This window comes from Bradyrhizobium monzae (genome assembly GCF_021458635.1).
Classification (GTDB): Bacteria; Pseudomonadota; Alphaproteobacteria; order Rhizobiales; family Xanthobacteraceae; genus Bradyrhizobium.
Genome location: NZ_JAIRDQ010000001.1, coordinates 219214 through 231594 on the forward strand (window position 1 = coordinate 219214; position 12381 = coordinate 231594).

Consider the following 12381-nt stretch of genomic DNA (forward strand, 5'->3'; position numbering starts at 1 on the left):
TGACGGAGCAAAATCGCGTGTGTATGCGCGAAGCCCGACCCTACTCCTCCGGCGCGTTCTCGATCGGGTCGAACCGGCTGGCATCCAGCCCGAGCAGATTCCACGACTGCTGCATATGCTGCGGCAGCGGCGCGGTGGCGTCGATAAAGCCGCCGCGCGGATGCGGGATGACGATGCGGCGCGCGAGCAGATGCAGCCGGTTTTGCAGGCCGCCCGGCAGCTGCCAGTTCTCGATGTTGAAATATTTGGGATCGCCGACGATGGGATGGCCGATATGCTCCATGTGGGCGCGTAGCTGGTGGGTGCGCCCCGTCACCGGCTTCAGCGACACCCAGGTCAGCTTGTTGCCGGCGGTCTCGACCACCGCGTAGTACGTCACCGCGTGGCTCGCACCCTCGTCGCCATGCTGCGCGATGCGCATGATGGTGTCGTCCTCGCTCTCCTCCTTGGCGAGGAAGGTCGAGATCCGGCCCTGCTTCGGCTTCGGCAGGCCCGGCACCAGCGCCCAATAGGTTTTCCGCGCCGAGCGGGAACGGAACGCGCCGGTCAGATGCGAAGCGGCAAAGCGCGTTTTGGCGATCAGGAGACAGCCCGACGTATCCTTGTCGATCCGGTGCACAAGCCGTGGCTTCTGGCCCTTGGAATCGCGCATCACCTCCAGCATCTGATCGATGTGCCGCGTCGTGCCGGAGCCGCCCTGCACCGCAAGCCCGAACGGCTTGTTCAGCACGAGAACATCGTCGTCCTCGTAGATCGTCATCTCCTTCAACGCGACAAGCGTCTTTTGCGCGCCTTCCGACAGCTCGCCGACGGCCTTCGGCGTGTCGAGCTTCAGCGGCGGAATGCGGACGCTCTGTCCCTCCTCCAGCCGGTCCTTGCTGTCGACCCGCTTGCCGTCGACGCGCAGCTCGCCTTTGCGGACGACGCGCTGGATGTGAGAGAACGACAGGCCAGGAAAGCGCGCTTCGAGGAAACGGTCGACGCGCATGTTGTTCTCGTCGGCCGTCACCTTGACGGTCTGCACCTTGGTCGGCAGCAGCGCCTCAACCGGTTTTGCCGGTGCGGACGTTTCCAGTGCAGCCTTTTCAATTGCAGCCCGGGGTGCGCGCCGCTCAGTGCGTTCGCCCGCAAAGCGCGGCGGCTTCGCACCGGATTTGGCCCCCGGCCGCGGCCCGGCTGTCTTCGTGCTGCGCGCCTTGAACGGGCGCGCCTCCTTGCGCTCATCGCGCTCGCGGGGTTTTGGATTCATTCTCTTGATACGGCGGCTCATGCGGTTTTTCCAAGCTTTCGTGTCGACTGCGCGTTGGCGCGACGGGGCAGCGACGCAACCTCCGCGCCTACCTCCTTCTCCGCCAGCCGCAGCTCATATTGCTGTTGCAGGTTCATCCAGAATTGCGGGCTGGTGCCAAACCAGTGACCCAGGCGCAGCGCAGTGTCGGCGGTGATGCCGCGCTGCCCGTTAATGATGCCGGTGATGCGATTGACCGGCACCTCAATCTGGCGCGACAACTCAGCGGCCGTGATGCCGATTTCGCGCAGCTCTTCGGCGAGCTGTTCGCCGGGATGTATGGGTGTATGGGGCATAGGAATTCCTAGGCGGATTAGCAAGATTTACGCGTTACGTAAACCGTAAATACACGTCCTGGGGGCAGGCTTCGATGCCTTATTTCTCGCCCCGCTCCTTGCGCAGCTTGGCCCAGTAGTCCAGCCGTTTGCGGATCTCCCGCTCGAAACCGCGCTCGGGCGGGTCGTAGAAGGTCTGGCGACCCAGGGCTTCCGGGAAGTAGTCCTGGCCGGAGAAGGCGTCGGGAGTATCGTGGTCGTATTCGTAGGCTGCGCCGTAGCCCTCCGACTTCATCAGCTTGGTCGGCGAGTTCAGGATGTGCTTTGGCGGCAGCAGCGAGCCGGCCTGTTTTGCGACCTGCATCGCAGCCTTGAAGGCAGTGTAGACCGCGTTCGATTTCGGCGCGGTGGCGAGATAGACCACGGCCTGCGCGATCGCGAGTTCGCCCTCGGGATGGCCGAGGAAGTCGAAGGCGTCCTTCGCCGCATTGGCGATGACGAGCGCCTGCGGATCGGCAAGGCCGATGTCCTCGACCGCCATGCGCACGACACGGCGGGCGAGGAACAGCGGATCCTCGCCGGCGTCCAACATGCGCGCGAGATAATACAACGCGGCATCGGGATCGGAGCCGCGCACCGATTTATGCAGGGCCGAGATCAGATTGTAATGGCCGTCGGCGGATTTGTCGTAGATCGGCGCGCGGCGTTGCAGGATGTCCTGCAACTGCGCGGCATTGAAAATCTCGTCCGCTCGCGCCGAACGCCAGACCTCTTCAGCGAGCGTCAGCGAGGCGCGGCCGTCACCATCGGCCATCCGCACCAGCACGGCGCGTGCCTCTTCATCGAGCGGCAGCTTGCGGCCCTCGACCTGCTCGGCATGCGCGAATAGCCTTTCGATCGCGGCGGCATCGAGCGAGCGAAACACCAGGACGCGCGCGCGGGACAGAAGCGCCGCGTTGAGCTCGAAGGACGGGTTTTCGGTGGTGGCGCCGACCATCACGACGGTGCCGTCCTCCATCACCGGCAGAAACGAATCCTGCTGGGCGCGGTTGAAGCGATGCACCTCGTCGACGAACAGCAGCGTGCCCTTGCCCATCTCGCGGCGGGCACGCGCGGCGTCGAACGCTTTCTTCAGGTCTGCGACGCCGGAGAACACCGCGGAGATCTGCTCGAAATGCAGATCGGTCGCATCCGCCAACAGCCGCGCCACCGTGGTCTTGCCGGTGCCGGGGGGGCCCCAAAACACCAGCGAGCCGAGCGTGCGCGTCTCCAGCATGCGCGTCAGCGCACCGTCTGGGCCGAGGATGTGATCCTGGCCGACGACCTCCGACAGCGCACGCGGCCGTAAGCGATCCGGCAGCGGATGCGGGGCCTCGTGATCGAGCCCCGCCGCGGCAAAGAGAGTTGGCGTCTCCTGTGGTCGTTTCGGACTCATCCGCCCAGCGTGACGTTGATCTGCTGACCGCCGCGCACCAGCGTGATGCGCCAGAGCCGCTGGCTCACGGCTGCCACCTTCTCGAGGTCGCCGGTCTTGCCGATCTTCTGGTTGTTAACGGCCAGAATGATGTCGCCTTTCTGGAAGCCGACCTGAGCGGCCGGCGAGTCGTCACCGAGCTCGGTGATGACGACACCCTCGGTATCGGCATCGAGATGCAGCTCGTCGGCCACCGCAGGCGTGATGCTCGAGACCTTCGCGCCCTGGAACGGCGAGCGCGCGGTGACAACGAGCTCGTTGCGTCCCGTATCCGGCGCGGTCTCCAGCGCCACGGCCAGCTTCACCGGCTTACCGGCCCGCTGCACGTCGATCTGCGCCGTGCCGCCGAGCGGGCGGGTGGCGAAGCGATAGTCGAACGCGTTCGGATCGTCCACGGCCTGGCCGTCGATGCCGGTGATGAGGTCGGAGGATTTCAACCCCGCCTTCGCGGCGGGCCCGTTGGGGACGACGCTCGCGACCAGCGCGCCAGACGGAGAACGCAGGCCGAGGCTCTCGGCGATCTCGGGTGTCACCGCCTGCAGCTTTGCACCGAGCCATGGCCGCTTCACCGCCTTGCCGCCGCCCTTGGCGGACGCGACGACGACGCGCACCATGTTGGCGGGGATCGCAAAACCGATGCCTTGGGAGCCACCGGAGCGCGAGTAGATCGCGGTGTTGATGCCGGCAAGCCGGCCGTTCATGTCGACCAGCGCGCCGCCGGAATTGCCGGGATTGATCGCCGCGTCAGTCTGGATGAAGAATTGGTAGTCGGTGATGCCGACCTGCGTGCGCGCGAGTGCCGAGATGATGCCGTGGGTCACGGTCTGGCCGACGCCGAAGGGGTTGCCGATCGCCATCACGACGTCGCCGACCATCAGCTCATCCGAATTGGTGAATTCGAGCGCCGGGAATTTCTCCTTGGTGTCCTTCAGGCGCAGCACCGCGAGATCGCTGCGGGAGTCCTTCAGCACGATCTCGGCCTCGAACTCGCGCTTGTCCGACAGCGACACCTTCACCTGGTCGGCGCCCTCGATGACGTGGACGTTGGTGACGACGAGCCCGGAGGAATCGACGATGACACCCGAGCCGAGCGACCTCTGCACCTGCTCCTGCTGCTGGCCACCGCCGAAGAAACGGCGGAAGATCGGGTCGTCCAGCAGAGGATTGCGGTTCTGCACCACCTTGGCCGCATAGACGTTGACGACCGCCGGCTGCACCCGCTGCACGATCGGCGCATAGGACAGCCGCAGTTCGGCCGGCGACGACGGGACACGACGGTCCTGCGCCGCAGCCGGACTGAAGTGGGCCGAAAAGGCTATGCACAATGCCGTGACGACGGCGGTCCAGTTCGCTCGAAACATTCCTACCTCATGGAAAAGACGCCGGAATATAGGCGCGTTCGCGCCCCAATAGAAGGGCGCGAGGGGGCAATATTCGGCCCTCTCCCGGTGTCACCGGCGTGCAAGCCGTGCGTGCAAAATGACGATTTGCGGTCGCCGCACATTGGCATGACAGACATCATCTTGCATGCTGGGCGTTGGCGGATTCGGCTGCGGCGAAATTACATCAGCGGGAACCATCGCAGCCGTGACGCGCCGTCGCGGGACAGTCATCGATCATTCTTAGGCTCTCCTGTTGCGACTTGGGGAAGTTGGTCAAACCAATGGAGTGGTGACGTGAGCAGGACAAGAAATGCAGCCGTGGCGATTGGTCTCGCCGGCGCGCTGGCGGCCTCGCAGGCTCAGGCACAATCGGCAAGCAACAGCGATCAGGAGATCGCGCTTCTGAAGCAACAGTTGAAGATGCTCGAGCAAAAGCTCGACAAGCTCCAGAACCAGACCGCCGCGAACACGGCGGCCGCGGCAAAAACCAGAGCCGAGGCAAAGGCTGAAGCGAAGGCGGAGGCACGCTCGGAGGCGAAGGCCGTCGTCGCCAACGCCAATGCGGCATATCCGGTCAAAGGCGCGCCGGCGTTATCCGGTGTTATCGTGACGATGCCGAACAACCGGCCGACCATCTGCACCGCCGACGGCGCAAACTGCGTCGCGATCACCGGCCGCGTGCATTGGGACGTTGGCGGTTACGACTATCGTCCCAACACGGCCGCCACCGTGCCGCAGAGGCTCGACAGCGGCGAGAACGTCCGCCGCGCGCGCATCGGCCTCGCCGGAAAATTCTTCAACGATTGGAATTTCGCGCTGGTCTACGATTTCGGCGGCTCGTCGGACGGGTTTGGCGGCGCGGCTCCGGGATCGGTGCCCGGCGGCGGCGTATCCGGCGTGGAAAACGCGTATCTGAGCTATACGGGGTTGAAGCCATTCGGCGGAAAGATGGCGGTCGAGGCGGGCATCATGGACGTGCCCTACACCTTGGACGAGGCCACCAGCTCCAACGACATCATGTTCATGGAGCGTGCATCGGCCGACATCATCGCGACCAACATCGCCGCCGGCGATTTCCGCTCGGCAGCCGGCACGCGCTGGTTCAACGATCAGCTCTGGATCGGCGCCTATGTCACCGGACCCGCGACGGGCGCAATCCACTCCGCTTCAGCCGCGGCACCGGCGGGCACAAGCGAGCAATATGGCGCCGTGGCGCGTGTTGCCGGCAATCCCATCAGCGGCAAGGACTACTCGGTGCATATCGGTGCCGACGCGCAATGGCTGATCCAGCCGCCGCGTAACCTCATCGCCAACACGCAGACGGTCACGCTCAGCGATCGTCCGGAATTGCGGCTCGACCCGACCACGCTGGTGTCGACGGGCGCGATCGCCAATGTCTCGGGCGCGCAGGTCTACAGCGTCGAAGCGGCTGCGACCTACGGTTCGTTCATCGTCCAGGGTGAGTACTTCTGGTACAATGTCGACCGCACCGCCAATACCGGCGTGCCGCTGGTCAGCGCGCCGAGCCTGAAATTCCAGGGCGGCTATGCGCAAGCCGGTTATGTGCTGACCGGCGAGGGCCGGACCTACAACGCAGCCAACGCAGCCTATAACGGCGTCAAGCCGGCGCATCCGTTCTCGCTCGATGGCGGCGGCTGGGGAGCGTGGGAAATCGCAGCACGCTTCTCGACGATCGACCTCAATGATCAGCTTGCGAGCGCCAACGGCGTCGCGGGCGGGCGCCAGAACATCTACACGCTTGCGCTCAACTGGTACGTCAATGGTAACGTCCGCTTCATGCTCGATTACCTGCATGGCAACGTCTCCAAACAGACGCTGCCGCCGACTGCATTCGCCAATACGGGTTCGAACTTCGATGCCGTGGCAATGCGCACGCAGTTCGCATTCTGACGCGAACAAATCCGGGGGCGGCATGGCCGCTCCCGGAGGTTAAGCCGCGCGCTGCGGCTTCTTGACGGGCTCGACCTTGGGCGCCGGCGCGCAGGACAGCCGCTGCTGGTGGCTCTCTCCCCAGGTTTTCAGAATGTCGATCACCGGCCGCAGGCTCTCGCCGAGTTCGGACAGCGTATACTCCACCCGCGGCGGCACTTCGGCATAGACCTTGCGGATGACGAGCTTGTCCTCCTCCAGCGCGCGAAGCTGCTTGGTCAGCATACGCTGGGTGATGCCCGGCATCACGCGGCGCAATTCGCCGAAGCGCTGGGTGCCGCCCTGGAGGTGATAGAGGATCACGCCCTTCCATTTGCCGTCGATCAGGTCCAGCGTCGCCTCGACCGAGCAGCCGGGACGACGGGCAAAATTGCGACGTTTCATACGTGCTTTCCCAATAGTATCCAAACAGGGACTATATCCCCGAATTTACAGTACTTGCCAAATGGGAGCTAGGGCGACAGTTAGAGCGGCAGGCGAATACGCCATCTGATGGAGACAAGCCATGAAGGCCGTCGGCTACAAGAAGTCGCTTCCGATCGAGGATCAGGACGCGCTGATCGATTTCGAGACCGCCAAACCCGAGCCCAAGGGACGCGACATCCGCGTCGCGGTGAAGGCGATCTCGGCCAACCCGGTCGATTACAAGGTGCGCAAGCGTGCCGCCCCGCCCGAGGGCGAGACCAAGATTTTGGGCTATGACGCGGCCGGCGTGGTCGATGCCGTCGGCCCCGAGGTCACGCTGTTCAAGCCGGGCGACGAGGTGTTTTACGCGGGCTCGATCCTGCGCCAGGGCACCAATTCCGAATTCCACCTGGTCGACGAACGCATCGTCGGCAACAAGCCGAAGTCGCTGTCGTTCGCGCAAGCAGCCGCCCTCCCCCTCACCTCCATCACCGCCTGGGAATTGTTGTTCGATCGTCTCGGCGCAGTCCCCGGCAAGAGCGTCGATCCGCGGACGCTTCTCATCACCGGCGGCGCCGGAGGTGTCGGCTCGATCCTGATCCAGCTCGCGCGGCGACTCACCGGTCTCACCGTGGTTGCGACGGCGGCGCGGCCGGAATCGCAAAAATGGTGCCTCGACCTCGGCGCGCACGCCGTGATCGATCACGGCAAGCCGATGAAGGAGCAGATCGAGAAACTGAAGCTGCCGCCGGTCGCACTGGTGGCAAGCCTCACCTTCACCGACCAGCACTACAAGAACATCGTCGAATTCATGGCGCCGCAGGGAAGGTTCGGCCTGATCGACGATCCGCCCGAGTTCACCATGAGCACGTTCAAGGGCAAGGCGATATCGGTGCACTGGGAATCGATGTTCACGCGCTCCTCATTCCAGACGCCTGACATGATCGCGCAGAATCACCTGCTCAATGACGTCGCCGACCTCATCGACAAGGGCGTGCTGCGCACCACGCTCGACCAGACCTTTGGCACGATCAACGCAGCCAACCTCAAGCGCGCGCACGCGCTGCTCGAGAGCGGCAAGTCGCGCGGCAAGATCGTGCTGGAGGGGTGGTAGGCGCAGGCCTCGTAGCGACTTCGGTGGGCAAAGGCGCGTTCGCGCCGTGCCCACCAACTTCTCAACCCGCGGGATCAAATTCGTGGGCACGCTACGCTTTGCCCACCCTATGACCGCTGAGCTGGCCGTCGCTATTTCAATATAACGGACAACGCCGACAACAGCCGGTCGATCTGCTCATCGGTGCCCACGGTGACGCGCAGATAGTCCGAGATGCGCGGAGCCGTAAAGTGGCGGACGATCACCGCCTGCTCCCGCAGCGCCGCCGCAAGCACGGCGCCTTCATGCGCGGGATGGCGCGCGAACACGAAGTTGGCCAGGGACGGCAGCACCTCGAAACCAGCAGCCTTCAGTCCGCGGGTCAGCCGCTCCCTGCCCTCGATCACGCGAACGCGGCTCTGCTGGAAGTAGGATTCGTCCTCCAGCGAGGCGATCGCGCCGGCCTGAGCAGGCCGGCCGAGCGGATATGAATTGAAGCTGTCCTTCACGCGCGTCAGCCCATCGATCAGATCGGCATCGCCGATCGCATATCCGACCCGAAGCCCTGCCAGCGCGCGCGACTTGGACATGGTCTGCACGACCAGGAGATTCCGATGCGACGCCACCAGCGGAATCGCGGTCTCGGCGCCGAAATCGACATAGGCCTCGTCAATGACCACGGGCACGTCCGGGTGCTCTTCCAGCAGCGCCGCGATCTCGCCGCGGGACAGTGCGATCCCGGTCGGCGCGTTCGGATTGGGGACGATGATCGCGCCGGCCGGCCGGCGATAGTCGGCGATGCGGATCTGCATGGCCTGATCGAGCGGCACGGCTTCGTAGGCGATGCCGAACAGACCGCAATAGACGGGATAGAAACTGTAGGTGATATCGGGAAACAGCAGCGGCGCATCATGCTTCAGCAGCGCGACGAAGGCATGCGCCAGCACCTCGTCCGAGCCGTTGCCGACGAACACCTGCTCGGGTCTCACGCCGTGATAGGCGGCCAGGGCGGCCCGCAGCGCGGTCGCCTGCGGGTCCGGATAAAGACGCAGCGTATCGGCTGCCGCGCCGCGGATCGCCTCCAGCGCGCGCGGAGACGGACCGAGCGGGTTCTCATTGGTGTTCAGCTTGACCAAATCCGCCATGCGAGGCTGTTCACCCGGCACGTAGGGCTTCAAATCATGCGTCAAGCTGCTCCAGAAACGGCTCATCTTCCTTCCCCCTCACGCGGGCGTCGCGCGCTCGACGAAGCCTTTTGCAAGCGCGTGATAGATACCCTCCTCGCAGATCATCCGCGAGACGAAATGCGCGATCAGCGCTGCTGCCATCAACGGCACGACCATGCCGTGATTGTCGGTCATCTCGGTCACGATCACGAAGGCGGTGATCGGCGCCTGCACGACGCCGGCGAAATACGAGACCATGCCCAGCAGCATGATCGCACCGAGCGGCGCGTCGTGGAACAACGCGGCGATATTGCTGCCGATCCCGGCGCCGACGGCGAGCGACGGCGAAAAGATGCCGCCCGGTATACCGCTGATCGCGGCAAAGGTGGTGGCCAGAAGCTTGAGAACGCCGAAATCTTGCGGCAGCGGCGTGCCGTGATCCAGCGCCTCCTTCACCTGCACATAACCCGTGCCATAGATCGTGTCGCCCGAAACCAGGCCGCAAATCGCAACCGCGAGGCCGCAGGCAAATGCGAACCGGAGCGGATGGGCTTTGATCGCGCGTCCGAGCGGGTTCTTGAAGCCGCGCGCCATGGCGATGACGACGCGGCTGAACAGGCCGCCCGCGAGACCACCGACCACGCCGCAAAGCGGAACGGCCAGCCAATCGGCACCACGCGCCAGCGACATCGCGGTGCTGCCGAAATAGGCGTAATTGCCGGCCAGCGCGAGCGATGTCAGGCCGGCCGCGATGACGGCTGCAATGATGAGGCTGGATGTGCGGGTCTCGAAAGCGCGGCTCATCTCCTCGATGCCGAAGACGATTCCCGCAAGCGGCGTGTTGAAGGCCGCGGCGACGCCGGCTGCGGCGCCTGCCAAAATCAGCCCGGGCTGGCGGCGTGGCGAGACGCGGCCGAGGGCGAACATGATGGAGGCGCCGACCTGAACGGTCGGCCCTTCCCGACCCACGGAGCCGCCGCACAGCAGCCCGAACAGGGTGAGGATCATCTTGCCGATCGCGATCCGCATCGAGACCAGGCTCTCGCGCGCCGCCTGATCGGTCAGATGCCGCGCGGCGATCGCCTGCGGAATGCCGCTGCCCTGCGCGTTCGGGAACAGACGGATGGTCAGATAGGCCGACAGCATGAAGCCGAGTGGCGTCACCGCCAGCACCGCATACCGCGACTTGGCCAACAGGAGCGTAAAGGCGTGCTGCGCGAGATCGGCCAACTGTGCCAGCGCCACCGCTGCGGCGCCGACGGCGATTCCGCCGAGCAGAAAGATCGCCCGGCGCTGCCATCGCGCGGATGTCAGCCTGAACAGGCGCTTGTGACGGGTCGACAGGGGCCAGAGCATGGAACCCCCGTTTTAGCCGGTCGCGCCGCCAATTGAAGTAGCAAGTGGGTAGACCAGCTAGGCTGGAACTATGCCCTCGACGAACACCAGCCGCCGCTCCAGCGCGCCGGCGCGGATCTTCAACGCCTCGGCATGATCTTGTCGGAAAACCGCTTCACACTTTGCGCTAAGGCGGCCCTTCGGGTCCGGATCATGCTCTACGCGATGGTGTTGACGATGCCGCCTTCCGCGCGCAGCGCCGCGCCGTTGGTCGCGGACGCTTCCTTCGAGGCGACGTAGACCACCATATTCGCGATCTCGTCGACGCTGGCAAAGCGCTGGATCAGCGAGCTCGGGCGATGCTGCTTGACGAAATTGGCAGCGGCTTCGTCGACCGACTGACCGTTCTGCTTGGCGAGATCCTTCACAAAGGTCTCGACGCCTTCGGACATGGTCGGGCCGGGGAGCACCGAGTTCACCGTGACCGCGGTGCCCTGGGTGAGCTGCGCGAGGCCACGCGCGACCGCGAGCTGCGCCGTCTTGCTCATGCCGTAGTGGATCATCTCGGCGGGAATGTTCAGCCCTGATTCCGAGGAGATGAAGACGATGCGGCCCCAGTTGCGCTTCAGCATGCCCTTCATATACGCGCGCGACAGCCGCACGCCGCTCATCACGTTGACCTCGAAGAAGCGGCTCCAGTCCTCGTCCGGAATCTCGAAAAAGTCCTTCGGCTCGAAGATGCCGGCATTGTTGATGAGGATGTCGACCTCCGGGAGTGCCGCTACGAGCGCCTTGCAGCCCGAAGCGGTCGAGACGTCGGCGGCAATGCCGCGGACCCTGGCACCCGTTCCTTCCAGCTTGCGTACGGCCGCATCGACCTTGTCCTGGCCACGCCCGTTGATCACCACGCTCGCGCCCGAGCCAGCGAGGCCTTTTGCGATGGCGTGGCCGATGCCGGCGGTCGAGCCGGTCACGAGGGCGGTCTTTCCGGACAAGTCGATCTTCATGAATCATCTCCATTGAGCTGAAGCGGATATCGTGTGCTGCAAGGGCGCGTGCAATCGCCGCTCACCGACGCGTGAGGATCAACCGCGTGAGTTTGGGAATGGCGGGCATGGCGCGCGATGAGCGCGCCGTTGCCTACCCTACGATTTCGGCGGCAGCGTCCGGACGAACGCGACAATGGCATCGAGATCCTGCGGCGACATGGTGGCGTAGCCAGCATAAGCCATCGGCGGCTTGAGCTTGTGACCGTCGCGCGCAATGCCTTGCGTAATCGCACGCTTGATTTCGTCGTCGCTCCACTGCCCGAGGCCAGCCACCGGATCCGCGGTGATGTTGGGCGAAACAGATACGCCCCACGGTCCCCTGAAGGTCCGGCCGCCCTTGCCGCTCGCACCCGTGAAATCGTGCACAACGGATGGGCCTTCCGGCGTGTGGCATTCCAGGCAATGGGCGATGGTCAGGAGATAGCGGCCGCGAGCGAGCTTGTCGGAGAGCTCCACCTCATTCGCTTGCTTGCCGGCATAGGTCGGCATCTCCGGCTGCAGCGCGACCTTGTATTCGGGTGCTGGCGTCTCGTGATGCACAGGCGGCACGGAGCGCAAGTAGGCCGCGAGCGCATCGAGATCGCGCCCCGTAAGCACCGTGTAGAAGACGGTCGGCATGATCGGCGCAACAGCCGATCCATTCGGCCTGATGCCCCTGACGAGGAAGTGCTTCAGCTCGGCATCGCTCCAGCTGCCGATGCCGGTGTCCTTGTCCGGCGTGATGTTGGATGCGGTGACCTTGAAGGCGGGTTCGTCAAAGGTCTGCCCGCCCGAGAGCATACGCGTCATATCCAGGCCTTGTGGCCCGCGCGGCGTATGGCAGTTGTTGCAGACCATCACGCTGTTGACGAGATAAGCGCCGCGCTCGACCAGCGTCTCGGCGGCAGCTGGCGACAACAGCAGCGCCAGCGAAATTCCAAACACAATCCTCATGAGAGCCCCCCGGCCGGAATCGCGTTTCACC

11 protein-coding genes are annotated in these 12381 nt (G+C 64.6%); 2 read left to right on the forward strand and 9 right to left on the reverse strand.

Going from position 1 to position 12381, the window contains the following annotated elements:
* Positions 1–40: 40 nt before the first annotated feature.
* The 4 genes from K3F49_RS01175 to K3F49_RS01190 all read right to left on the reverse strand — a co-directional run bounded on the left by K3F49_RS01175 (position 41) and on the right by K3F49_RS01190 (position 4398).
* On the reverse strand, positions 41–1270 hold the full coding sequence (locus tag K3F49_RS01175) for an RluA family pseudouridine synthase (RefSeq protein WP_234678959.1): 1230 nt from the start codon (positions 1268–1270) through the stop codon (positions 41–43).
* Positions 1267–1584 carry a HigA family addiction module antitoxin gene (locus tag K3F49_RS01180; protein WP_234678960.1) on the reverse strand — a complete coding sequence of 106 codons (318 nt, stop codon included), beginning with the start codon at positions 1582–1584 and terminating at the stop codon, positions 1267–1269. The genes K3F49_RS01175 and K3F49_RS01180 overlap by 4 nt, the downstream gene beginning before the upstream one ends.
* Positions 1585–1663: 79 nt before the next feature.
* Complete coding sequence (locus tag K3F49_RS01185) at positions 1664–2998, reverse strand: replication-associated recombination protein A (protein WP_234678961.1); 1335 nt, start codon at positions 2996–2998, stop codon at positions 1664–1666.
* A complete protein-coding gene (locus K3F49_RS01190; protein WP_234678962.1) occupies positions 2995–4398 on the reverse strand; it encodes a DegQ family serine endoprotease in 1404 nt (467 codons plus the stop codon). Before K3F49_RS01190 ends, K3F49_RS01185 begins: the two co-directional genes overlap by 4 nt.
* 315 nt (positions 4399–4713) lie before the next feature.
* On the opposite strand from K3F49_RS01190, the gene K3F49_RS01195 reads away from it, so the two are divergent.
* Positions 4714–6330: an OprO/OprP family phosphate-selective porin gene (locus tag K3F49_RS01195; protein WP_234678963.1), complete on the forward strand. Its 1617-nt coding sequence runs from the start codon at positions 4714–4716 to the stop codon at positions 6328–6330.
* Positions 6331–6369: 39 nt separating this feature from the next.
* Here the strand turns inward: K3F49_RS01195 and K3F49_RS01200 are convergent, their stop codons facing one another.
* The gene (locus K3F49_RS01200; RefSeq protein WP_234678964.1) at positions 6370–6753 is read right to left on the reverse strand and encodes a winged helix-turn-helix transcriptional regulator; all 384 of its coding nucleotides are present in this window, start codon (positions 6751–6753) and stop codon (positions 6370–6372) included.
* A gap of 121 nt (positions 6754–6874) precedes the next feature.
* Here K3F49_RS01200 and K3F49_RS01205 point away from each other — a divergent pair, with 121 nt between their 5' ends.
* A complete protein-coding gene (locus tag K3F49_RS01205) occupies positions 6875–7888 on the forward strand; it encodes a zinc-binding alcohol dehydrogenase family protein (protein WP_234678965.1) in 1014 nt (337 codons plus the stop codon).
* A 131-nt stretch (positions 7889–8019) separates the two neighbouring features.
* Here K3F49_RS01205 and hisC read toward each other — a convergent pair whose 3' ends face one another.
* The 4 genes from hisC to K3F49_RS01225 form a co-directional block, all read right to left on the reverse strand.
* Entirely contained in the window at positions 8020–9078 is a 1059-nt protein-coding gene (gene hisC / locus K3F49_RS01210; RefSeq protein ID WP_234678966.1) for a histidinol-phosphate transaminase, read from the reverse strand.
* 12 nt (positions 9079–9090) lie between these two features.
* On the reverse strand, positions 9091–10389 hold the full coding sequence (locus K3F49_RS01215) for a chloride channel protein (protein ID WP_234678967.1): 1299 nt from the start codon (positions 10387–10389) through the stop codon (positions 9091–9093).
* 197 nt (positions 10390–10586) lie between these two features.
* Positions 10587–11375: an SDR family NAD(P)-dependent oxidoreductase gene (locus K3F49_RS01220; RefSeq protein WP_234678968.1), complete on the reverse strand. Its 789-nt coding sequence runs from the start codon at positions 11373–11375 to the stop codon at positions 10587–10589.
* A gap of 138 nt (positions 11376–11513) precedes the next feature.
* Positions 11514–12350 carry a c-type cytochrome gene (locus K3F49_RS01225; RefSeq protein WP_234678969.1) on the reverse strand — a complete coding sequence of 279 codons (837 nt, stop codon included), beginning with the start codon at positions 12348–12350 and terminating at the stop codon, positions 11514–11516.
* Between the last annotated feature and the right edge of the window lie 31 nt (positions 12351–12381).

What these genes read in the sequence shown, in the direction of transcription:
- K3F49_RS01215 (WP_234678967.1), bottom strand. Translation starts at nt 10,389, where the DNA reads ATGCTCTGGCCCCTGTCGACCCGTCACAAGCGCCTGTTCAGGCTGACA.
- K3F49_RS01190 (WP_234678962.1), bottom strand. Translation starts at nt 4,398, where the DNA reads ATGTTTCGAGCGAACTGGACCGCCGTCGTCACGGCATTGTGCATAGCC.
- K3F49_RS01225 (WP_234678969.1), bottom strand. Translation starts at nt 12,350, where the DNA reads ATGAGGATTGTGTTTGGAATTTCGCTGGCGCTGCTGTTGTCGCCAGCT.
- K3F49_RS01200 (WP_234678964.1), bottom strand. Translation starts at nt 6,753, where the DNA reads ATGAAACGTCGCAATTTTGCCCGTCGTCCCGGCTGCTCGGTCGAGGCG.
- K3F49_RS01205 (WP_234678965.1), top strand. Translation starts at nt 6,875, where the DNA reads ATGAAGGCCGTCGGCTACAAGAAGTCGCTTCCGATCGAGGATCAGGAC.
- K3F49_RS01220 (WP_234678968.1), bottom strand. Translation starts at nt 11,375, where the DNA reads ATGAAGATCGACTTGTCCGGAAAGACCGCCCTCGTGACCGGCTCGACC.
- K3F49_RS01180 (WP_234678960.1), bottom strand. Translation starts at nt 1,584, where the DNA reads ATGCCCCATACACCCATACATCCCGGCGAACAGCTCGCCGAAGAGCTG.
- K3F49_RS01175 (WP_234678959.1), bottom strand. Translation starts at nt 1,270, where the DNA reads ATGAGCCGCCGTATCAAGAGAATGAATCCAAAACCCCGCGAGCGCGAT.
- hisC (WP_234678966.1), bottom strand. Translation starts at nt 9,078, where the DNA reads ATGAGCCGTTTCTGGAGCAGCTTGACGCATGATTTGAAGCCCTACGTG.
- K3F49_RS01185 (WP_234678961.1), bottom strand. Translation starts at nt 2,998, where the DNA reads ATGAGTCCGAAACGACCACAGGAGACGCCAACTCTCTTTGCCGCGGCG.